Here is a 22,466-nt window from a genome sequence, read left to right as displayed (position 1 = left end):
TTTAGGAAGATATAAGATGGAAGAAGCGGTAATACTAGACGGAATCCGTACGGCCTTCGGAAATTTCGGAGGAACCTTAAAGGATGTAAGCGCGGTGGATTTGGGAGTATTAGTTTCCAAATCCGTATTGGAAAGAACCGGAGTAAACCCCGGCGATATCGGAGAATCGATTTTCGGGAACGTAGTTCCTACAGGAAAGGAAGCGATTTACCTTGCAAGACATATCGGATTAAAAACCGGCCTCCCGCAAACCGTTCCGGCCCTGACTCTCAACAGACTCTGCGGTTCGGGAATGGAAGCCATCATCCAAGCCGCCAAAAAAATCTATTTGGGCGAGGCGGATGCTGTCCTGGCAGGCGGATCGGAATCCATGAGTAACGCTCCCTATGTGGTGCGTAACGCGAGATGGGGAGTTAGATACGGTTCCTCCGAATTCGAGGATTCTCTAGAACAAGGACTCACGGACCAATACGTCGGCCTGATCATGGGAGCCACTGCGGAAAATTTGGCGGACCAGTACAAGATCAGCCGCAGCGAGCAGGACGAATGGGCGGGAATCTCCCAAACCAGAGCCGAAAAGGCGACGGTAGAAGGTAGACTGAAAGAGGAAATTCTTCCTGTAACCGTGGGTGGAAAGAAACCTATAACATTAGAAAAAGATGAATTTATTAAAGGAGCCGCATCCATCGAAAAATTGGGCGGACTCAAGCCCGCGTTCCGCGAAGGTGGGACGGTCACTGCCGGAAACGCTTCCGGTTTGAACGACGGAGCGGCGGCAACGATCGTGACTTCCGCTTCTTACGCTAAGAAGATCGGAAAAAAACCCTTGGCGATCATCAGAGGGTACGGACACGCAGGATGCGATCCGGCTAAAATGGGAATCGGTCCCGCATTGGCTATTCCGATCGCTCTCAAGAAAGCGGGTCTCAAACTTTCCGATATGAGCCTTGTGGAAGTAAACGAAGCTTTTGCGGCACAGTATCTCGCGGTCCAAAAGGAACTAGGACTCAATCCGGAAATCACGAATGTGAACGGAGGAGCGGTGGCAATCGGACACCCGCTGGGGGCAAGCGGTGCCAGAGTCACCATTACCTTGGCATACGAGCTTAGAAGAAGAAAGGCGAAATACGGAGTCGCTTCCCTTTGTATCGGAGGCGGCCAAGGAATCGCTTTGGTTCTGGAAAACCCGGAAGCCTAATTTCAAGTTCTACGTCTCGGTTTGGAAAGACTCACTCTGTTCTTTCCAAACCGAACGCTTCCGCTAAGAGTTCATAAGAGCGAATTCTGTCTTTGAAATCGTGAGTGATAGTCGTGACCACGACTTCCTCGATCCCGCAATCCCTCGTTAAATCCAATATCCTCTGTTTTACGATATCGGGAGTTCCTACGATCATTCGTCCCCGATTGAATAGCAACCTCGCCTTTTCTATATCGGAATAAACATAGGGCTTGATTTCCTCGTAAGAAAGAACGCCTTCACTAATTCCTTTCTCTATATTCAATAGCTGCCGATCCATGACGGCTTGCAACTCGTCGGCTTTTTCCTTGGTTTCCGCACATAGAACGAAGATACCGACACTGGCCCGCGGGGAATCCAGAAACCGGGAAGGTCGAAATCTTTCCCGATAAGCTTGGATCGTAGCCCTCGCTCCGGTAGGATTGATGAATTGCGCGAAGGATAAGGACATTCCGAAGTGGGCCGCGAGAAGTCCGCTTTCCCCGCTGGAAGTCAACATCCACATCTCCGGAACGGTCTCGCAGATAGGAATCGCCTTCACCTTCTCTTGGATGGACTCAGGCTCGGCATGATCGGTCAAAAAATCCCGTAGATCCATAATCTGTTGCACAAAATCGTTCTGAACAAAACTATTAGAAGGATTTAATATTGCTGCGGTAAGCCTGTCCCCTCCCGGAGCTCTCCCGAGGCCTAAATCGATCCTTCCGGGAAACAAAGTCTCCAACATGCGAAAATTTTCCGCGACCTTAAGAGTGCTATGATTGGGAAGCATGACGCCTCCCGAACCGACTCGAATCCTTTTTGTCTCACCCGCCAAATGGGAAATCAAAACCTCCGGGGAGGAGCCGGCCAATCCTAGAATATTATGATGTTCCGATACCCAATATCTGGAATAGCCGAGCTTATCCGCAAGCTTGACCAATTCTACGGATTCACGAACCGCTTGCGCGGCCGTTCCTCCCTTTCGAATCGGAGATTGATCTAAAACACTAAGTCGAACCATTAGAACGCAGATTTAACGACGCCGCCATCCACCCTAAGAGCCGCACCGTTCGTGGCCGAGGATAATGGACTGGCCAGATAAACGACCAGGTTGGCGACTTCTTCCACGGTAGCGAATCTTTGGATTAACGAGCTAGGTCTTGCCTGTTGGAAGAAAGCTTTTTCGACGGAGTTCAGATCCGTATTTTGCTGCTTCGCCAAATTTTGTAGGAAGCCTTCGACTCCCTCTGATCTTGTTGGTCCGGGTAGTACGGAATTCACGGTTACATTCGTACCTTTGGTCAGTTCCGCGAGCCCTCTACCCAAGGAAATCTGAGCACTTTTGGTGACTCCGTAATGGATCATTTCCTCCGGAATTTGCACGCCGGATTCGCTGGAAATGAATAGGATTCTTCCCCAATTTTTTTTCAGCATACTTGGTAAGTAAGCTCTGGAAAGTCTGACACCACTCAATACGTTTACCTCGAAGAATCGATTCCAATCCTCGTCGGGTATATCTGTAAAATTCTTGGGCTCGAAAATTCCCACATTATTCACAAGAATATCTACATTCGGAAATTTTGATATGATTCCGTCTATTTCGGCTTTCTTGGAAAAATCGGTTTCGATTCCCTGGACGGAGGCTCCCGGAACTTCTTTTTTTATCAAAGCGATCGCCTCTTCTACCCTTGCTTTCGTTCTTCCGTTTACGATTACGTTCGCACCTTCTCTCGCTAGGCCGGTTGCAATAGCGAGTCCAATACCTGCCGTAGAGCCGGTTACTAAGGCGGTTTTATTTTTCAGTTGGGTATCCATTCCAGATTCCATTCTCCCGAGTTTTCTAATTTTTAGACGGGTTTAGTCGCGGGATATTCGAAAAACGGAATCTTTTCCTTTTGATACTTCGGTCGGCGTTATTCTCATGCAACCTCGCATTCTTTCTTATAGGCTTAAGAGTAGAATAAAAAGGATTTGATCGGAGTGGATTTTCGAATTCCAATTCATTTCAGCCCGTAAGGCTCGGCGATCGGAAGCGCAAAGTATGGAAAAACAGCCCCGAATAGACTTGGATTTTTCCGATTACCAAATTCTTTTCGAAAGGGTTTCCGGAAGAATAGGACATTCGGAAGCCGAGGGAAAGCCGGTCCTCGCAAAATTCATCTCCACTCCGATCGGAATATTATTAGCGGGAGCCACGGAAGAAGGCTTATGCTTTTTAGAATTCACCGAAAAAGAAAGGTTGGAGCTCCAACTCCCTAGATTGGGAAAATATTTCCGTTCGGGGATCGTGCTTGGGGAAAGTCCGATCTTTTCCGGATTAGAAAATCAATTATACGAATACTTCAAAGGAAAAAGGAAAGAATTCGATACTCCGCTTGTAACCCCAGGTACGGAGTTCCAACAAAAAGTTTGGAAGGCTCTCGCTTCCGTTCCTTACGGACAAACAAATTCCTACGAGGCTCAGGCGATTCGAGTCGGAGATTTGCAAGCCATCCGCGCGGTAGCCAAGGCGAACGGAGAAAATCGGATCGCGATACTGATCCCTTGCCATAGGATCATAGGAAAGAACGGGGACTTAATAGGATACGGAGGCGGACTCTGGAGAAAGAAGTTCCTTCTCGAACTGGAAAGAAAAAATTCCGACTCCCCTACTTTACCTTTTTTCCCCGATGAATAACCGATACGATGCTTCCCGGAAAAACGACGTTTTCGAAAGGAGACCAACCGCTCTTACTCTTTATATCTTCTTTTTTGAATAGAGTCGGATTTTCGAAATCCAGGACGGTAAAACTTCCGCAGTAGCCAGGTTCTAATCTTCCGAATCCCTTACCATATTCTTGCGGAAGAAACTCGTTCACGAATTCTCCAGGATTCTCCGCACAGATTTCCGAAATCTTCTCTAAGCTTACTTTTCCTTCCTTATGTAGCCAAGTTACGAATAAGGAATACGTATCCAATTGGGAAATACCGGAAGTGCCTTTCAACTTTTCCGGAATCGAATGGGGAGCGTGATCCGTCGCAAGAAAATCGATCCACCCGTCCTTGATTCCCTGCAAGAGCGCCTTCTTGTCTTCCGGCCCCCGTAAAGGAGGATTCATTTGGAACCAATGTCGATTCTCATCCGTGAGCATCGTCCGATCGAAATAGAGATGAGTGGGAGTCACTTCGCATTTCACTTTTACCCCCTTCTTTCTGGCGGAGATGATCTTATGCAAACCGTCTTCCGTAGAATAATGGCAAAGCTTTCCTACGAGATCGTATTTTTCAATAAGGTAAAGCGCAAAGTCTGTAGCCAGGGTTTCCGCGACCGGAGGCCTACGGTCCTCGTGGTAAGTTTCGTTCTGACTCTTTTCCAGAATCTCGGGGTCCTCACAATGAAAACTAACGTTGCAACCTTTATAATTTTGGATAGTATCCTCCAACTGCTCGTTGGAGTGAAAAAACAATTCTCCGATGGAAGGCCCCATAAACGCTTTATAAGGAACATGAGTCCTCAAAGGTTTCGTATGCGGCCCGATTCCCGCATATAAAGTGATTCTAACGGGGGAACGATCCGCTAAGGACCTCTTCTTTGCGTACGTTTCGTCGTCCGTGGGAGGAATCGGATTATTCGGCATGTCCGCAATCTGGATCACTCCTCCGTTGATCGCCGCCAGTCCCGCAGAAACAAAATCTTCCTTATAGATATGCTTTTGGGATTCATCCTCTCTCGCATGAACGTGAATATCTCCGAACCCGGAGAATATGAAGGATTGCTTCGGATCGAAGCTTAGCTCGTCTTCCTTCGGATCGGAAATAAGAACGTCTTTCTGTACGAATAGAATCAATCCGTTAGGATCCAATTCGATCGTCGCAAGAAAGGAACCCTTGCTGTCTTGGAATCTGCCGGAAACTCTACGAATCGATCGGTTCATAAAACCAAAGTCTTTTAAGCGTTCTTTTTTTCTATCGCATTCAGAAGCTTAGATACCGCAGGAGAAGCGCCTTCTTCCATCCTGATTTCCACGGCCATATCCTGCGCTTCCGCAAATCTTCCGGAATGATAATACATTTCGGCAAGATGCAAACGATTCTGGGAATGTCTGGGAAGAATTTTCCGTAGTTCCTCCGCTAAGCGAATCGCGGTAATAGCGTCTCCCTTTTTCTTGGCGCAGTAAGAAAGAACGAATAGCAACTCGGGATCGGCGACGGAACCGGAAGAACGTAGCTCTTCCGCAGCGGAATATGCGGATTCGTAATCCTTAGCTTTCAATGCCGCCTTAACGATCAATTTGGATCTCTGCGGATTCGAATTAGGTAGATTGCGTAGTTCCGAAACGATCGATTTCAATTCTAGAGTAGAATCGGAAGAATTGATTCGAGAGAGAATCTCCTTAAACGAAAAGGACGATTTTCTATCCTCGGGATCGACCGAATTTTCCCAAGATTCCGATTCTCCGCCGGAACGAATGGATTCGATCATTCTATTGAATTGGTCCGCGAGACTTCCGATCTCATCCCAAGCTTCCGGATGCAACTCCCGGTTTAAATCTCCTTCCGTTACCAATTCCAATCCGGAATACAATCTTTCCAAAGGGCGAAGCAAAAAGAAGGAAAGAAATCCGTTCGCACAGAGTCCGAAGAGAATCAAACAGAGCAGGAAGGCCAAAAGAGGCTTGCGAAGAAGGCCGGTTTGGAATTTTAGATAATCGCCCAAAGGAATTCCGATTTCCCTTGCCTGGGTTTTTCCGGGCGATTTATGTATAATGGAATAATAATATTCTCCGAAGACCCCAGGAATTCTGCGAAATCTAGGTTCTCCCTCCGGAACCAACTCTCTTATCTGATCGACTACTAAAGCGCGTAGAGATTCTCCTTCGGCCGAGGAATTCCGGACAGTTCCGGAAACCACTCTCAAAAAATGAATCAAATTCGGGTCGCTCTCATCCGTAATGAGAGAATCGAGTATATTTTCCCTTAGATTCTTTTCGGGAAGATTTTTAACCTTCTTCCTAAGTCTTTCCAGTCCTTTCGAAAAGCCGATCAAATTTTCGGAATATTGTTCCGAGCCCTTCAAGGACTCGCCGAGCTTAGAATAAGCGGGGAATTCCTTTGCGATCAGATTCGGATTTTCCCAGAGAAAGGAGAGAATCAATTCTCTCTTTGCTTCTGCAAAAGGAGAAGAATCCAATCCTCCCGAGGTGGTCAGAACGAAACCGCCGTTTTCCTGAACGGAAAGAGTATAAGAACCTATCGGTAGATCTTCCGCCTTCTGTCTTTCTTCCACGGTATTTCTAAACGATTCCAAACTCGGTTGTAGGAACAACCAACTGCTTCCTAAGAACACCAAGAGCAAAAGCAAAACGATTCCGAGTAAAAAAGGAAATCTCAGACTGAAAGCTTCTCCCGAAGCGCGTAGATGTACGAACCAGGCCAGAAAAAGTGCGACTAGAAAAACGGGATTCCAAAAAGAAAGAGCGATTGCACGATCGATAGGAAACGCGATCTCTTTGGAATGAAATAATATCGTGGTTCCCAACAATAAAACGAAAGGCATCCAAAGTCCTAAAGCCAATAGTTTTATATCGGATCTATGCGCCTGGAACGCTCTCCAAGCTCCGAAGATCAATATTCCAAAAAGATAAAATATTCCGACTCCGGCCAAGACCTTTTCGTCCGGTCGCGAAATGATGTCGAAGGTCCATCCCGAAAAATCGTATACCGGATGGGAGAAAATCGTCCCTACGACATGAAAGATCAAAACGCTGAGAGCCAAGACGTATCCCGCTCCCAAAAAGATCCTTCCGTTTCTTAAGGATACTTGAGGTTTCAGTAGAAAAAAATAGGATCCCAAATGCGCGAAGAGCAGAAAGGCCGCGGGAAGGGAAACCCATCTGTGTAAAAACGCCAGAGGATGAAAAAAGGAAGTTCCTATTAAATAGGAAAGCTCTAACAAGGATCCGTAAAGAAAGACCCAACCCAAATGAGCTGTCGTTTCCAATTTTTCCTTTCGGATCAATAGAAAGAGAGAGCAAAGACCGGTGAGAATGAATCCGGTTAAGTAGCTAACGCTAGCGAAAGTTAAGACAGGCATAGGATTCTCCGGCACTCGCCGAGGATTACGGATCCGAACCGACCTTCCCGACTATTTCTTTCGGAAGGTCTTAGTAGGAATCGATTCCGGAAATATATTTCGTCCCGATTTTAAGGATACGGATCCCGGGAGGAAAGTCTTATTTCACGCAAATTACGGCGAATTTACCGGCGGTGGGACTGGATCCGAATTCTCCCGAGCTAAGATTGACGGTGGTATAATTCCCTTTGTCTCCTTCCGGACTCGTGGACCAATAAAAACCGACCTGCTTTAGTTTGGAATCGGCTCGTCTAGAGAAGGTTTTCAGCTCTTCCTTATCCGGAAGACGCTTTCTTTTGGAATTACAATATTTTGCGGCGTCTTCCCAATCGAGGGAAGGACCCGCTTCCTCATCCCAACCATGCTTACCATAAACGGGAGTCTTATCCAAGTATTCTCGGGCGATAAAATATCCGAAAAATGCGATCAATGCCAATGCGATAATACCTACGACCTTGGCTCCGGTGGAGGAACTATTTCCTCCGACAGGCTTTTTGGGCGGCAGCTCTTTCATGGTTTCGGAAATTTTATTGGCGACCGCCTGTTGTTGGTGTCGATTCGGACGACCCTGGTCAGGTCTTTTCTTTTGCTGGTGGCCCCGATTCCCTCCCTGGTGTTTATGAGAAGAATCTTGTTTCTTATTCCCTGAGGATTTACGAGGGGGCTTGCGACGATTCGCCATAGAGGGGTTATCCTTTGATTCGATGGATTTGGGCGGCGACTCGTTTCGGGTAGACCGTCCTTGACGGATTCCTAAAACCGTCTTCAAATAGAATCTGTATCAAGAGGACCGCATTTAGTAAAGAAAAAACCAGCTAACGACTTGGAAAGGCATTCTACATCCGGAAAAAGGTCGAATGTTTCCAGTAGGACCGAAAGGATTGTCCCAGAATGCAAACGATTCGAGTCGGCTTAATTGGTGCTGGTACTGTCGGTTCCGGAGTAATACAAATTCTTGCGGAAGAATCGCATAGATTCGAAAAAGAATACGGCCTATCCGTACAACTTCATACTGTCTGCACAAGAACTCCATCCAAGATCTCCTCCCATTTGAAGAATTTTCCGAAGACCAAAATCACGGAAGATTTCCGGTCCGTAACGGGTAACCCCGAAATCGATCTCGTTTTGGAATTGGTGGGAGGCACCACCGTCGCGGAAGAAATCGCATTAGAGGCATTGAAGGCCAAACAGACTTTAATCACCGCCAATAAGGCTCTGCTCTCCGAAAAGGGAGAATCCATATTTAGGGCTGCGGAGGAGACCGGAACGGATATCGGTTTCGAGGCGGCAGTGGGAGGTTCTATCCCGATCATTCGGACCATACGAAATAGCATGGCAGGGGACAGAATGATCGGTCTCTTCGGAATCTTAAACGGCACAACCAATTTCATTCTTTCCAAAATGGAAACAGACGGCCTAGATTATAAAGAGGCATTATCTCTCGCGCAAAAAAAGGGTTTTGCGGAAGCGGATCCCACATTCGACGTGGAAGGAATCGATACGGCACATAAGATCAGCTTACTCGGCTCGTTAGCCTTCGGCGAGAAAATTCCTTTACAGAGTGTTACGATAGAGGGGATAACAAAGATTACGCGATTAGATATCGCGTTTGCCTCCGAATTAGGTTATAGAATCAAGTTATTGGGCCTTGTCCGCAAATTGGACGGAAAAGTGGAAGCAAGAGTGCAGCCGGTAATGATTCCGAAACACCATGCGTTTGCAAGCGTTATGAACGAGACCAATGCGGTATACTATAAGACCGCATTTGCAGGACCCGGCCTCATTGTAGGAAAAGGAGCGGGCGCCTTGCCTACCGCTTCCGCGGTCGTTTCCGATCTTCTTTTCTACGGACTCAGGAGAGGCAAAAATCTTCCTACGGAAAGAAATCGATTCCCTAAGGCTTCCATTTCCGAAGCCAATCAAACCGAAGCACGGTATTATCTTCGTTTCAATACCTTGGACCAACCCGGGGTCTTGGCCGAAATCGCAAAAGACCTGGGAACCAACGGAGTATCCATCTCCTCGGTTCGCCAAAACGAGTCGGATTCCGAACCGGTCGAGGTTGTAGTCGTCACCCACCCTTGTGTGGAAGCCTCCATTTCAGCTTCCTTGGGAAGAATAGACGCTTTAGACGTTATTCTAGAGCCTTCCGTAGCGATTCGATTGGAAGACAAACTCTAACCATGAGGGAACTCCCTTTTACGATCTCGCTCCATGAGAATTTTGGGGAGCCTCATTTGGATTTATTTTTGGATATTGACGGGAATTCTCGTCTAATCACCTTCGGAACAGTCGCATCGAACTGGGAACCTTTACAAAAAGGAACCGGGATCGAATTTCTGAGAAAAGACGACCACAGAAGAGTCTATCTGGATCTCGAAGGCGACCTGAACGGAAAAGGAAAATTGAAAATACTTCTGCGTGGAAGCGCGAAATTGAACGCAAGAACGGAACTCGTCTCCGGATGGAATCGGCTCACAGCGACTCTAAAAGACGGGACATTGATGCTATAATAGTGCGGATTGGAAAAAATGGCAAGAACGGAATTCGAAGGCCTATTCATAGAAACAAAAAGAATCCCAGTAGGGAATAAGGAAGTCCTCGTCGTAGTCATGAACGGTAAGGTGACGAACACGAACGCCTTTGAGATTTCCAGAAAGATCAATTTCGTCTTCGACGAAGGGGTCTACGAAATCATTTTAGATCTTTCCTCTTTGGAATATATCAATAGCGTGGGAGTGGCGACTCTTCTCACGTTGATCAAAACGGTGGACCAACACAACGGTAAAATCGTAATCGGAGGACTGAACCATTTCTTGGAAAACGCGATCCGACTCATGGAACTCCCCAAGAAAGTGGCGATCTATCACACTCTGGACGAAGCTAAGGCCGTATTTCAATAGTACTCGGGAAAATTTTCTAAGAGGAAAATATTCCCAGATATTCCAGGATTCCGGTAGCGATCCTTTCTTTGGAATCCGGTCCCAACTCACGCAAGGATCCGTCTTTTCCGTAAATCATGACACTCGTATCCCTATCCCCGAAACCCTTCGAGTCCTTACCTACGTAATTCCCCACGATATAATCGAGGCTCTTTCTATTCAATTTGCTTAAAGCGTTTTCGTTCAGGGAATGAGTCTCGGCGGAAAAACCGATCCTCAAGACGTTGCGAATATTCTTCTCTCGAATCCGTTCGTCAACCGCAAGAAGAATGTCCGGATTCTTGACTAATTCCAAAACCAGGGTATCGGAACCTTCTTCCTTTTTGATCTTGGAATCGTTGGAAAGCTTGGGGCGAAAATCGGCAGGTGCTGCAGCCATTATCAAAACGGAGGAGTCGGATATCTCGGATAAAACGGCGTCTTTCATTTCCTCCGTAGTCTCCACGGAAAGAATCTTAGCTCCCTTGGGCTCGGAATATTCTGCCTGAGTAAGTCCTCGAATATAAACGGTTTCGATATTTCGACGCAATGCTTCCTCCGCAAGGCAGAATCCCATCTTGCCGGAAGAAGCGTTGGAGATAAAACGGACCGGATCGATCCACTCCCTGGTGGGTCCGGAGCTTATTATAATTTTAGAATATTTCATCGAATGAAATCGGCGTTTACTTGGCGGCCTTGAGATACGTTTCCAGAATCTTCTTTTGCATGACTGCGACGTCCGCCAGCTTTCCGTAACCTTCGTCTCCGCAGACCACTACTCCCTCCTGCGGATCCAAAATAAAAACGCCGTCCTCTTTCAATCGGTTCAAATTTCTCTGAGTCGCAGGATGTAGGAACATATTCGGATTCATCGCCGGAGCCACCAATATCGGACATTTCGCGGCGAGATAGGTGGAGGTTACAAGATCATCCGCGATTCCGTTTGCCATTTTGGCGATGATGTTTGCGGTAGCCGGAACCACCGCCATGACTGCGGCACGGTTACGAGCATCAATATGCGCCATCCCTTGCTCGTATTCGTCCACCTGGACTTTTTTTCCGGTCAAGGCCTCGAATGTGATCGGCCCTATGAATTTCGTAGCGTTCTCCGTCATGATCACGGAAACGGGATAGCCGTCTTTTACCAGATTTCTCACAAGTTCGCAGGCTCGGAAAGCGGCGATACTCCCACTAACGGCGATCAGAATATCCTTCTTATCCATTTCAATAATCTCCGAACAAATCCGAGAATTTACAACTTAAATCGCAAAGGAAGAAGGTCTGGAAAGACGAGTAAATCGCACTTTCATAATCTTATTTCCGTCCATCTTTTCGACGGTAAGAGTTCCTTCCGGAATCCGGATCTCGGTTCCTTCCTTAGGCATATCTTCCAATTTATCCAAAATAAATCCCGCGATGGTTCGAATATCGTTCAGGTCCTCTTCCTGTATACCGGTGAGAATTTCCTTCAGCTCGTCCAGCTCGGTCTCTCCGTCAATATCGAACACGTCCGGAGAATGAGAAGGCACAGGGTCCGTCTCATGATCGTCCGTCTCGTCCCGAATCTGACCGAAGACTTCTTCTACGATATCCTCAAGGGTAAGCAGACCGGAAACACCGCCGTATTCGTCTATCACGATGGCCATATGTTGCTTGGCCACCCTGAGTTTTTGGAGGACCTTTTCGATGGACATTCCTTCCGGAACCACGATCGGATCCTGCATGATTGCAGTGACTTTGGATTTTTTGTTCCTCTTAGGTTCGGATAACCAAGCCAAATAGGACTGAACGTGAATGATCCCTACGATTTTGTCGGTGGTGCCTTCGTAGACGGGATAACGAGAGAAATGGTGTTCTGCGATCACCGTCAACACGCCGTCCATTTGCGTATCCGCAGGTATTCCGACGATACTCAGACGGTGAGTCATCACATCCTTGGCCAAATGCTCGGAGAACTGAAAAGTATTCTGGATGATCTGGAATTCTTCCTGATCGATATTACCTTGCTTGTTCTGTTCCTGGATCAAAATCATCAATTCTTCGGGAGAATGAATGATGCGATGCGCGTCTTCCTTGAAACCGATGACTTTCAGAATCAAAGTAGTCATTCCGTTCAAAAAGAACGTAATGGGATAAAACGCATAATAAAAGAAGAATATAGGAATACTGGTAACCAGAGCTATATTCTCGGTCTTTTGGATTGCCACGGTTTTAGGAAGCAATTCTCCCAAAAGTATATGCAAAAAAGTGATTAAAGCAAAAGATATTGCGACTGCAACGCCGTGTACTGTCAGATCGGAATCCGGATATCCCGCAAAATGAAAAATGGGTTCTATCCAACTAGAGAGATATCCTTCTCCCACCCAACCTAAAAGTAGACTCGCGATAGTGATCCCCACCTGACATACGGAAAGCATATCGTTTAGCATGGTGGACGCTTTTTTGGTCAGGACTGCCAAGGGGCGATTGTCTCGGATCATTTCTTCCAATCTGGAAGGACGGATCGAAACCAAAGCGAATTCCGCAGATACGAAAAACCCGTTAGCAAATATAAGTAAAAGAATGACGAAGAATCCGATTACGTCCATTAACGGCTAGATCTTCCTGAAAGGGAGATTTTTCGGTCTAAGCGGGCGGAAACGGGAAGCAAAGGAGGGTTTAAATCGGCTTGGTCCGGAAAAATCCGGCTTCTACTATCGGGGTCCATCTTATGTAAATGATACCATCCGCATAAAACTTTAGGATGTCGAGTGTTTTGGGGGTAAAAAGGGAAAATTTCCAGTAGGAAAAGGGTCCAAAACCGGGAAATTATTCCGCGTTTCTCACCATTTTTAATACTCTATTTCCGAAATTGGCATCCCCATTTTCGGAAGCCAATCTCTCCATTAAGTTTATGTCGGATTCGGATTCCGGGTTCCAACTTTTAACATAGTATAGGCGAGAGGTTCCCGCGGAGAGCCAGTATCTAGCCCAGTCCAAAAAGTCCTCCGACTTGTCTCCCCAACCCGTGCCGCTCAAGGAATCTTTGGTAAATGCCATTCGATCCGGAAGATTCCTATAATCGAGCCTGCGTTTCGCCTTTCGAAAGGAAATGGACTCGTTACCGCAAGACCATTCGTAATCCCTAAGACCGTTCGGTGACTTGGAGGAAACTTTCAGATTCCAAATCAGCAAAGAGGACTTTGCCTGTAAAAGTTTAGATCCGTCGTAATAAGGTAAAGGAAAGGATTGCCAGGCGAATTTCCCTTCTCCTTCCGAAGAATGCTTAGGAAACAGATTCTCACAGGAAGGCCCGTAGATTTTCTTCGCGGTGTCGTTCTCTTCTCTTCTATCGAATCTACGGAATAACTTAATATCCGAATCGGGAAATTCTTTCCTGAGATATTCCGCCGCTTCCACTCCGGACGCGTTCAGGTAAATCTGGATTTTATCTTTTTTGGAAAAGGAATCAAGGGCCGATCGATAAGCCGATTGAGCGGAATAACTCGTTGGACTGTCCGTATTCAATTCCTTCACCTCCAGATCGGCAGAATCTCCGTCTTTGGAAAAAAGAAAGATTCTCTTGTCCCTTACGAAAACCGCGAGAAGAGGATGGGAAATTCTTCTTAAATTCAGATTCCGGAGGGGATCCGCTTCTTCTCGAATTCTTGCGGCCTCTTTGGAACGGATTTCCGACCAGGAGGATTTCCAAGGTTCCCTTCCGGGCGGATAGAAACCCTTGTATCTTAATATTCTAATATGAGTGCGGGCGATCGCAAGATCGGAAAGAGAATCATCTTCCTGGTATTCGGAATTTTCCTCTCCATGAACGAAAAGGGATAATAAATCGGAATTGTATCCGTGTCTGGTATAAAAATCCACGGCGGCGTTTTCCAGATTCTTGGTGCCGAATAGAGGAGGAAGATAGCTCTTCATCTCGTAGACCTTGTCATCCGAATATCCGGCGGAAGAAATGCGGATCGCTTGGTCCAAGAATCCTTTTACTCCCCTTAGATTACTGGACTCTCTGTGGGATAGAAACAGACCGTTGAGGCGGATCCATTCTTCCTTATAGGAAGGGTCCGTTTCCTTCAGGATCCCCCCGGCCTTAGTAAATTCTATAATTGCCTTTCGTAAATTATTAGTCTTTAATTGAAGAAAACCGTGGAGCAAGGTCGCCGAATATTCCACCCTTCTCCAACCCTTGCTTTGGGCGAGAAAGCTAAGATCCATCGCGAGTTTGGACGCAACTTCCGGCTCGTCCTCGGATAGAATTTGGATAATCCGGAGTTTCGTAAATAGGTCGTCCTCTGTCAGATTCTTAGGTGTGCTTACCGACTGAAGCGCATCCACTGCCTTATGAGAATTCTTGGATTTCCAGACGGCTACGGAGACAAGATCTCTGGCGCTATTGATGGAAATCGGATCGCCCAGAAAAGGATGAAGAATTCTGGAAGACCAATGTAAAAAATCCAGATTTAAATAATAATCCAGAGCACGAGAAGAATCCCCTTGCAAATACGCCAAGGTTCCCAATTTCAAATACAAAGAATTCTTATAAGAAGGGGCGATCTCTCCCTGCCGATCTATGATGTATTTTAAAACCTTTTCCGCGGAATTCGGATCCCCGTCCACGAGATAGTAATAGGCGAGTTTCTCATAAGAATGGGCTATCATTCTTCCGCCTAAATTTTCCGCGACGATCCCTATCTTGGAAAAATGGATCGCATCTCTCGCCAAGCCTAACTCGGCCAAATGATCGGATACTCCGGGAAGAATATTGGAGAGGAACGGAATATGTTTCAGTTCCTTTTCTTCCTGATCGGAAATTCCGGGAAAAGGAGAAAGAATTCTTTGCAGGTTCGTGTATTCTTTTTCGTGGTTCTGTTCGCCTGGCTTTATATCCGCAAGATAACCTTCCAACCTTAAGGCCCTACACAGGGAATAGTATTGCTTTTTCGGAGAACATTTGATCTTTTCGGAATGCTTTTTATGGAGAAGAACGTTCCGTGCGGAATCCGCCAACTCCTTCTGGTAAGAATCTCCCGCGGGAGCATTCCAGGATTTTAATAAACTTTCTCCGTTTCCTTTCCGGGAGAAATACACGTCTTGGAAATACGCTAGTAGAACTTCTGCGAATCCCAGCTCTTTGTCCTGTTTGAGGAGTTGCATCAGATTCGAGAATCTTACGGAATCCTTATTGAGAAGAAGATACTCTCCGGCAAGAAGAGCGAATTCGGATTTTTGGCCCGAATTTAAACCTTCCGGAAAGGATTTGAATTCGCTTTCCTTATTTAGAACGGTATTTCCGTCCATCACCAACACGAAATTTCCGGGGCTCCCCGTCCAACCGTAGTCCGCCTTTCCTTGGGCGGAAAGGGATTGGCAAAAAGAACAAAAAAGGATTAATAAAAACGGAATATATCTGCCTGGACGAATCGCGGAAATCACTTTAGATATATTTAAAATTTCATTCGGTAAAGAAATAGGCCTTCGGACTATGGCGGTCTTAAAGCCCTTCGCGCTTCAGATCCCGACCCATCAGATCTCTAACAACGTCCTTCGGATTCTTATGCTCGTAAAGCATTTTATAGACTTCCGTGGTAATCGCCATTTCGATCCCTAACTTCTGGGATAATTCGTGCCCGCTTTTCGCAGTCTTAACTCCCTCCGCAACCTCGTTCATGCCACCGAGTATGGCCTCCAGACTTTCTCCCTTTCCCAGTTTGAAACCGACCGTTCTGTTTCTGGAAGCTTCTCCGCAACAAGTCAGGATCAAATCCCCCATACCGGACGGCCCTAAAAAAGTAAGAGGATCCGCGCCTAATTTGACCCCCAATCTGGAGATTTCGGTCAATCCTCTAGTAATTAATGCGGCGCGGGTATTCTGTCCGAACCCTAAACCGTCCGAAACTCCCGCGGCGATTGCGATAACGTTCTTTAAGGATCCGCCCACTTCCACTCCGACTACGTCCGGAGTCCAATAGGTTCTGAAGTAAGTGAAGCTGAATATCTCCTGTACTTTACGAGCCGTAGCTTCGTTCTTGGAAGCGATGCTAACGATGGTCGGGACTCGTTTTACCAATTCTTTCGCAAAGCTAGGACCGGAAAGATAGGAGAGTCTACTATGGAATTTTCCCGGAAGTTCCGCTTCGAAAATTTCCGAAACCAAGCGAAGGGACCCGTTTTCGATCCCCTTACTTGCGGAAACGATTGGTGCCTTTTCCGGAAGGTAGGATTTGATTTCTCTCAAAATATCTGTAATCGCATGGGAGGGAGGAGCGGATACGATCATTTCCTTGTCTTGGACCGCTTCTTTCAGTTCCAAGGTAGCCTTTAAATTCTTAGGAAGTTCTATTCCGGGAAGGTATTTTTCGTTCTTATGGTCCCGGTTGATTCCGGCGATTAAATCGGGGTTCCTTCCCCAAATCGTAACGTCGTATCCTTTATCTGCGAGTAAAACCCCTAAAGAAGTTCCGAAACTTCCCGATCCGATGACTCCTATTTGCATTGGTTAAAACCTATCCTTCCCAAATACGAAGAAACGATGATCCTGGTTCGGAAACCCTTTACCGGCAAGAAAAAAAAGGATCCGTCACTTGCACCGTCTCAGATTCTAAATTCAAAACGGAATAGAAATGAGTTTACCGACCAAATCCGAAACGCTAATTTTGTTCTTCTCATGCTCGATTTACGGAAACTTCCGGGATTCAATCTCTTAGAACTTTTTTCCGGAAAAAGTTCCAGAGAAGACTCGTCCCTAAAGAGCAACTATAGGATCGCAGTTCTTCTACATTCCCTGAATAAGGTCCTACAAAAGAAGGTAGTGGAAGGCACCGAGGATCTGGAATCCCTTGTCATGGATTCGGAAAGAGGAATTTTATTTCTTTCCGGTCATTATTCCATCCAAGGATCCACATGGTCTAAATTATTAAGGATCCATTTTATCCGTTATAAGTTATCTCTGAGACCCGTTCGGGTAGAAGGAAATCGAGTCGTATTTAGAATTGAGTCGTTTCGGTTATACGACTATAATCCTAGGTCCGTGGACCCGGTCCGGATCTTCTCCAAGATCTTCAAGTTTCATAGAAGAATCATACTGGAGGAAATCGTAGAGGAAATTCCGGAAATTCTATCCCTTACGGAAGTGGGAAACGAAGTCAAAGTGGACTTGAATTATTTTTTGGCGGAGATACCCGAGGTCGCAGGAAAGGTCTCCGTGCAGAAAGTCATCCCGGAAAAGGGAAATGTGTTCGTGTACGTGCGATCCAGTACGATTTTAAAACCTCTTCTGGATTTTTTCGGACCGGATTATCTGCGTGTCGAACCCATTTCGGAAAACGAAGATAGCATGCTTATGCTGTGGCGGGATTAGAAAGATTGGACATTCTCGCGCCCATTTCGATAATCAGTATAGAAGGATCGAACGGCGTTAGTCGTTAGCAAAGATTAGGCTAGGTTCTAATGAGGATAGTATACCTCACCGATATCCACGACGGTCTTAGGGGATTGAAAGAGATCCTACAGGGAACTGAATGCGATCTGTACCTTTTCTCCGGCGATATTATATACAAGGCCTTCTTTAACCCCGAAAGAATCATAGAATTCGTAACCCTCCAAGAGGAAATGTATCGTATCACAGAGGAAATCCACGAAGAGATTAATCCTTACGATTATGCGACCCGAGCGGTTCGCTTCCCCGAAAAGAACCAACCCGCGGTCGTAGAAAAAGCTCATGATTACCGGCGATTATTCCACCAAGCCGCCAAGACCATGAAGGAAAAATACGAGCTCATAGAAATCATCATCCAAAAATATGCCAAGGCTCCGGTATTATCTCTGCCGGGTAATTACGATATAGATCTGCAATACACCGCTTTATACGAAAGGGATCTGCATCGTAAATCCTTCGAGATGCAAGGATTGAAATTCTCAGGATACGGCGGAGCTCCCATCATTACTTCGGGCATCCCCGAAAAATTGGCCGTAAAATTCCACGAATACGATCGTAACGGAAAAAATTACAGCGAACCGGAGGATTTCTTCAAAGAGGAAAACCCGGACGTAGTCGTGATTCATAATCCTGCTTACGGATTTTTGGATAAGATTCCGAGCTACGGGCATATCGGATCCCAAGGAATCCGCAGATACTTGGACGATTATTCTCCCGCATTAGTCGTTTCGGGTCATGTTCACGAAGACCAAGGAATCATAAAAAAAGGAAAAACCGTCTTTTTGAACCCTTCTAATTTCGGGCCTGTGGATTCCGTTTTCGGATTCCAACCGGGAGGCTTCTTCTCCGAAATAGAAATCGAAAACGCTCTTGTAAAAAACGTAAAACTGAATAGACTATCGGATCACTCAATTCGCCATCTGATGGAAATCGATTGCTCGGAAAACAAGTTAAACCTTGTTCGTATGAGCAGCGATTCCGAAGTTTCGGCGGAAGATTTTATCCGATAGGTTTATGACTCTTCCCAAACTCAGGAGTAATTCCAACATCATGAAGTTTGTGGGTCTGAAGAAATTTTTCAGATCCCATGAGACCCGCGTATCCAGGGAAAGAATCGAGGACTTCAAAAAATTCAACAAGCTCATCAATTACGGAGGAGACGAGGTAGCCTTCGATATCCTGGGCTCCCTAAACTTCGGACAAGCCACAGCGGACTCGGATACGGATATAGTAATGTATACCCGCTGCGAAGACGGAAAAATGGGAGAATGCGGATTGGAGAACTGCTATAAGATTTCCCTTTTCAAACATATGTTTCTGAATCTGATCACATTCGAGCACAGTTCGCATTCTTACAAATTGGAGATCGTGGACTGTATCAATCTAAACCAATTGGAAAGGGATATCCGCGAAAAGAACGGGGCCTCCCCTCTGCTCATTCGATTCTGTTTTTATAGATCCATATGCAGGGGAGTAAATCGTCGTCTTCTACATCGTTACGAAAATCTAATATCGGAGAATCTCCCTCTCTGGGAGGAAATCTCCAACTCCCTGGAGGAATGCTTTGAAGGAGTGATCAAATCCTCCCAGCATACCTATTCTTTTCACAAATATGCGGGTAGACTTGCCGATAAAGGGATCAAACTGCCCGGATCCATGGCGGAGAAAATCAAGGACTACCTGAAACAATGACGACTTTTCTTACCATAGTCGCCGCTTTAGCCGCAGCAGCCATCTTCTTCCACGTTCTTTATACGGTAGATACCAAGAGAATGGACAAGAATGACGCGAAAAAACCGAAGAGAGATAAGGACTACGGGAATCCTCGTAAGGTCTACGGAGGCCAATGGGATCCGAACGTTCCCCGGCCTAGACTCTGTCCCGTATGCGGACGGTTTCTGGATAAACACGAATATTTATATGCTGTGTTATTCGAACCCGCAACTCCCGGAGCAAAGCGACAAGCAAGGATTTATGGTTGCCGTTATTGTTACCTAGGATTGGATGATTCGAGTTCGGTGCAGGAGGAAGTGTTGCAAAATTCTCCTCCGCCGAAACCGATCCAGAATGAAGAACTCGGTCTCTGAAAAAAAGAAAACACAAATCGATCTATCGGCTTCCATCTCGATTTTAAAAGGTGTCGGTCCCAAAAAGCTGGAGGCTTTGGAATCCGTCGGGATACGTACTCTTCAGGATTTATTGAACTGGTTCCCTCGTCGCTATTTGGATCGGAATCTTACGGAAAATATTCTACTCAAACAGGGAGAAACCGTAACCTTAATACTGGAAGTGGTGGATTCCTACCTGGCACACGGAAGAAAATCCAGACTAGTAGTCTCGGCCAAGACCAAGGATAACGAGCCTATCAGTCTTGTATTCTTCAAAGGAATCCAATTCTTCAAACGAATTTTTCAATCCGGAATCCTAGTCGCGGTAACCGGTAAGCTGGAATACTTTCGCGGATTCCAATTGATACATCCAGACTACGAAGTCCTAGCTTACGGAAACAATTCCGATCTCTCCGAAGACGGACTACCGGAAAGCATCCATACCGGCAGAATTATCCCCCTCTATCCGACTACGGAGGCAATGAGGGACGAACATTTGAATTCCAGAGAATTGAGAAAGCTGATCCACGGCGCGCTATCCCTGCTTTCCGATAAAATTCCGGAGATTCTACCCGCACCCATTCTGAAAAAAAGAAGCCTGGTAGATCGCTCCACCGCTTACAGAGAAATTCATTTCCCTACCGAGGACGAAAATCTGGAAAAGGCCAGAACTCGTTTCAAATACGAAGAATTATATTATTTTAATCTATTAATAGAATATAAAAAATCCCAGAGGGCAAAAATCCCCCGGCTATTATGGCCTCTTCCGGAATCTAAAACCGCAAAGGATGTGCTTTCCAGACTTCCTTTCAAGCTAACCGAAGATCAGAGAGAAAGCCTAAAAAAAATAGAAGAATGGACCAAAGCGGATACGCCGGCAGCCGTACTTCTGCAAGGAGACGTCGGATCCGGAAAAACCCTAGTCGCTCTTCTTACAGCGCTACGTTATACGGATAATAACGTTCAGATCTGCATGGTCGCTCCTACGGAAATCCTGGCCAGACAACATTACCAAACCGTAATGAATTTCCTGGGAAACATGCCTTTCTTACGAATCGAACTCCTAGTCGGAAAGGAACCTAAGAAGAATCGTGCGGAAAAGCTATTTAGGATCAAGACGGGAGAATCCCTACTGATTATCGGAACGCATAGCGTATTCCAACCCGATGTGGAATTCAAGGATCTAGGGCTCGTGATCATAGACGAACAACATAAATTCGGAGTGGAACAAAGGGAAACGTTACGGGCCAAAGGAAAAAATCCGGATATACTTGCGATGACCGCTACGCCGATTCCTCGCACACTTTGCCTTACCCTATACGGAGACTTGGAACTCGTTACTCTCAAAAACAGGCCCGCCGGAAGAATCCCGATCAAGACTCTTTGGTTTACCGAGGAAAGAAGAAGCGGAGTATATAAATCCATACGCAAGTACGTTTCCCAAGGGCAGCAATGTTATATCGTTTATCCTCTTGTGGAAGAGTCCGAAAAGACGGATTTAAAATCCTGCATCGAAGCTTATGAACTATTACGTAAGGAAATTTTTCCGGAATTCAACGTGGGACTCCTTCACGGAAAATTGGACACTTCCGAAAAAGACAGAGTGATGAAATTGTTCCAACAAAACGAGATTCAGATCCTGGTAAGTACAACCGTTGTGGAAGTCGGAGTGGACGTCCCCAACGCTTCCGTAATGGTCATAGAACACTCGGATAGATTCGGGATTTCCCAATTGCATCAGCTGAGAGGACGTGTAGGTCGCGGTCCTCACGAGAGTTTCTGCATTCTTATCTCGGACTCCAAAATCACCGAAGAGGCAAGGTATCGGATACAAGCCTTGGTGGATTCCGACGACGGATTCTATCTTTCCGAAGCCGATCTAAAACTCAGAGGGCCGGGAGAATTATTAGGAGTGCGTCAAAGCGGACTTCCCGACTTCAAGATCGCCGACCTAAGAGAAGACAAGGATTGGATCGAGATCTCCAGAAAAGACGCGGCCGATTTCGGAAATTTGGGAGAGTTGGAAAAATCGGAAATCTCCTCCCGCTTCAACGAAGGAGCCCAGCTTTTTTCGAATTGAGTCTCTTTGGGAATTAAGAAGGGAATAGATACGCCGGGGACAAGCATCCGTCAGGAATACCCGAACCCCCGGCGAAAACGGATCAGTAAATGTACGGAATCAAAGTAGGTCTTGGATCCAGATTACAGGTAAATCCGCCTAAGTCTATCGTAACTATGTTGATGATCAAAGCGGAGTTCGCGCAGTCATCCACATCCGATTTAGTATAGTATTTATCTTCTTCGATTTTTGCTAACTGAGGAGCTAAGATCGAAAGAATGCTCGGACCACCGCCCGCAGCGGAACCTATTACAGCACTCGTCAGGATAATACTTTTAGCCTCGCTGCCGTCAACCGTGTCCGGATAGGAAAAACCGATCTTGTCGAACAGGATACAATTGAAAGTCAGAGTCAGGGGCAGAAGAAGAGCGATGATTTTTTTCATCCAGGGTTCTCCCATTTGTTTTTTACAAAAAATTTCCAAATAGAATCGAACTTCAATCGAATTTCTTCGAGAGCTCAATATAAATTCGGCGTTTCAGGCGAAAACTTAATATCCACCCAAAAAACCGGTTCTAGTTTATAGATCGGTCTCCGGCTCCAAGAGACCGAACC

At 46.1% G+C, this 22,466-nt stretch carries 21 protein-coding genes; 10 read left to right on the top strand and 11 right to left on the bottom strand.

The window, feature by feature from the left end; genetic code table 11:
- The first annotated feature begins 16 nt into the window (after positions 1-16).
- Positions 17-1,198, top strand: coding sequence for an acetyl-CoA C-acetyltransferase (locus tag LEP1GSC061_RS16795; protein WP_016546020.1), 1,182 nt, complete (start codon positions 17-19; stop codon positions 1,196-1,198).
- A 31-nt stretch (positions 1,199-1,229) separates the two neighbouring features.
- Here the strand turns inward: LEP1GSC061_RS16795 and LEP1GSC061_RS16790 are convergent, their stop codons facing one another.
- Entirely contained in the window at positions 1,230-2,240 is a 1,011-nt protein-coding gene (locus LEP1GSC061_RS16790; RefSeq protein WP_016546394.1) for an LLM class flavin-dependent oxidoreductase, read from the bottom strand.
- Entirely contained in the window at positions 2,240-3,034 is a 795-nt protein-coding gene (locus LEP1GSC061_RS16785; RefSeq protein WP_016546401.1) for an SDR family NAD(P)-dependent oxidoreductase, read from the bottom strand. The genes LEP1GSC061_RS16790 and LEP1GSC061_RS16785 overlap by 1 nt, the downstream gene beginning before the upstream one ends.
- A 226-nt stretch (positions 3,035-3,260) precedes the next feature.
- On the opposite strand from LEP1GSC061_RS16785, the gene LEP1GSC061_RS16780 reads away from it, so the two are divergent.
- Positions 3,261-3,896, top strand: coding sequence for a methylated-DNA--[protein]-cysteine S-methyltransferase (locus tag LEP1GSC061_RS16780; RefSeq protein ID WP_016546342.1), 636 nt, complete (start codon positions 3,261-3,263; stop codon positions 3,894-3,896).
- On the opposite strand, the gene LEP1GSC061_RS16775 is transcribed toward LEP1GSC061_RS16780, so the two are convergent.
- The 3 genes from LEP1GSC061_RS16775 to LEP1GSC061_RS16765 form a co-directional block, all read right to left on the bottom strand.
- Complete coding sequence (locus tag LEP1GSC061_RS16775) at positions 3,868-5,133, bottom strand: amidohydrolase family protein (protein WP_016546771.1); 1,266 nt, start codon at positions 5,131-5,133, stop codon at positions 3,868-3,870. The two genes, LEP1GSC061_RS16780 and LEP1GSC061_RS16775, sit on opposite strands and share 29 nt — an antisense overlap.
- Before the next feature lie 14 nt (positions 5,134-5,147).
- Positions 5,148-7,292, bottom strand: coding sequence for a HAMP domain-containing protein (locus LEP1GSC061_RS16770; RefSeq protein ID WP_016546514.1), 2,145 nt, complete (start codon positions 7,290-7,292; stop codon positions 5,148-5,150).
- 139 nt (positions 7,293-7,431) lie between these two features.
- The gene (locus LEP1GSC061_RS16765; protein WP_016546173.1) at positions 7,432-8,013 is read right to left on the bottom strand and encodes an LIC_10572 family protein; all 582 of its coding nucleotides are present in this window, start codon (positions 8,011-8,013) and stop codon (positions 7,432-7,434) included.
- 209 nt (positions 8,014-8,222) lie between these two features.
- On the opposite strand from LEP1GSC061_RS16765, the gene LEP1GSC061_RS16760 reads away from it, so the two are divergent.
- Genes LEP1GSC061_RS16760 through LEP1GSC061_RS16750 form a run of 3 tightly spaced genes read left to right on the top strand, consistent with a single transcriptional unit; the run spans position 8,223 to position 10,234 of the window.
- Positions 8,223-9,512 carry a homoserine dehydrogenase gene (locus tag LEP1GSC061_RS16760; RefSeq protein ID WP_016546300.1) on the top strand — a complete coding sequence of 430 codons (1,290 nt, stop codon included), beginning with the start codon at positions 8,223-8,225 and terminating at the stop codon, positions 9,510-9,512.
- Between the two features lie 2 nt (positions 9,513-9,514).
- Positions 9,515-9,844: a hypothetical protein gene (locus tag LEP1GSC061_RS16755; protein ID WP_016546223.1), complete on the top strand. Its 330-nt coding sequence runs from the start codon at positions 9,515-9,517 to the stop codon at positions 9,842-9,844.
- Between the two features lie 18 nt (positions 9,845-9,862).
- On the top strand, positions 9,863-10,234 hold the full coding sequence (locus tag LEP1GSC061_RS16750) for an STAS domain-containing protein (RefSeq protein ID WP_016546104.1): 372 nt from the start codon (positions 9,863-9,865) through the stop codon (positions 10,232-10,234).
- Positions 10,235-10,250: 16 nt separating this feature from the next.
- Here LEP1GSC061_RS16750 and LEP1GSC061_RS16745 read toward each other — a convergent pair whose 3' ends face one another.
- From LEP1GSC061_RS16745 to LEP1GSC061_RS16725, 5 genes are all read right to left on the bottom strand, one after another.
- Complete coding sequence (locus tag LEP1GSC061_RS16745) at positions 10,251-10,919, bottom strand: phosphopantothenoylcysteine decarboxylase domain-containing protein (RefSeq protein WP_016546526.1); 669 nt, start codon at positions 10,917-10,919, stop codon at positions 10,251-10,253.
- A gap of 16 nt (positions 10,920-10,935) precedes the next feature.
- Entirely contained in the window at positions 10,936-11,475 is a 540-nt protein-coding gene (locus tag LEP1GSC061_RS16740) for a phosphopantothenoylcysteine decarboxylase (protein WP_016546409.1), read from the bottom strand.
- A 36-nt stretch (positions 11,476-11,511) separates the two neighbouring features.
- Positions 11,512-12,840, bottom strand: coding sequence for a hemolysin family protein (locus LEP1GSC061_RS16735; RefSeq protein WP_016546085.1), 1,329 nt, complete (start codon positions 12,838-12,840; stop codon positions 11,512-11,514).
- A 220-nt stretch (positions 12,841-13,060) separates the two neighbouring features.
- Positions 13,061-15,547, bottom strand: a complete 2,487-nt coding sequence (locus tag LEP1GSC061_RS16730; protein ID WP_232218497.1) for a tetratricopeptide repeat protein — start codon at positions 15,545-15,547, stop codon at positions 13,061-13,063.
- A 193-nt stretch (positions 15,548-15,740) separates the two neighbouring features.
- A complete protein-coding gene (locus LEP1GSC061_RS16725; RefSeq protein ID WP_016546876.1) occupies positions 15,741-16,742 on the bottom strand; it encodes an NAD(P)H-dependent glycerol-3-phosphate dehydrogenase in 1,002 nt (333 codons plus the stop codon).
- Positions 16,743-16,913: 171 nt separating this feature from the next.
- On the opposite strand from LEP1GSC061_RS16725, the gene LEP1GSC061_RS16720 reads away from it, so the two are divergent.
- From LEP1GSC061_RS16720 to recG, 5 genes are all read left to right on the top strand, one after another.
- Complete coding sequence (locus LEP1GSC061_RS16720; RefSeq protein WP_040509336.1) at positions 16,914-17,606, top strand: hypothetical protein; 693 nt, start codon at positions 16,914-16,916, stop codon at positions 17,604-17,606.
- Positions 17,607-17,695: 89 nt separating this feature from the next.
- The gene (locus LEP1GSC061_RS16715; RefSeq protein WP_016546250.1) at positions 17,696-18,694 is read left to right on the top strand and encodes a metallophosphoesterase family protein; all 999 of its coding nucleotides are present in this window, start codon (positions 17,696-17,698) and stop codon (positions 18,692-18,694) included.
- A 4-nt stretch (positions 18,695-18,698) separates the two neighbouring features.
- Positions 18,699-19,376, top strand: coding sequence for a hypothetical protein (locus LEP1GSC061_RS16710; RefSeq protein ID WP_016546388.1), 678 nt, complete (start codon positions 18,699-18,701; stop codon positions 19,374-19,376).
- Positions 19,373-19,771 carry a hypothetical protein gene (locus tag LEP1GSC061_RS16705; RefSeq protein ID WP_016545965.1) on the top strand — a complete coding sequence of 133 codons (399 nt, stop codon included), beginning with the start codon at positions 19,373-19,375 and terminating at the stop codon, positions 19,769-19,771. Before LEP1GSC061_RS16710 ends, LEP1GSC061_RS16705 begins: the two co-directional genes overlap by 4 nt.
- On the top strand, positions 19,752-21,872 hold the full coding sequence (recG, locus tag LEP1GSC061_RS16700; protein WP_016546588.1) for an ATP-dependent DNA helicase RecG: 2,121 nt from the start codon (positions 19,752-19,754) through the stop codon (positions 21,870-21,872). The genes LEP1GSC061_RS16705 and recG overlap by 20 nt, the downstream gene beginning before the upstream one ends.
- Before the next feature lie 82 nt (positions 21,873-21,954).
- On the opposite strand, the gene LEP1GSC061_RS16695 is transcribed toward recG, so the two are convergent.
- Positions 21,955-22,296, bottom strand: a complete 342-nt coding sequence (locus LEP1GSC061_RS16695) for a TIGR04452 family lipoprotein (RefSeq protein ID WP_016546282.1) — start codon at positions 22,294-22,296, stop codon at positions 21,955-21,957.
- Between the last annotated feature and the right edge of the window lie 170 nt (positions 22,297-22,466).

Origin of the sequence: Leptospira wolffii serovar Khorat str. Khorat-H2, assembly GCF_000306115.2 — a bacterium.
In the GTDB taxonomy this organism is placed as follows: Bacteria; Spirochaetota; Leptospiria; order Leptospirales; family Leptospiraceae; genus Leptospira_B; species Leptospira_B wolffii.
Note: the sequence above shows the minus strand (reverse complement) of the source record. Positions and strands in the feature narration are given on the sequence as shown.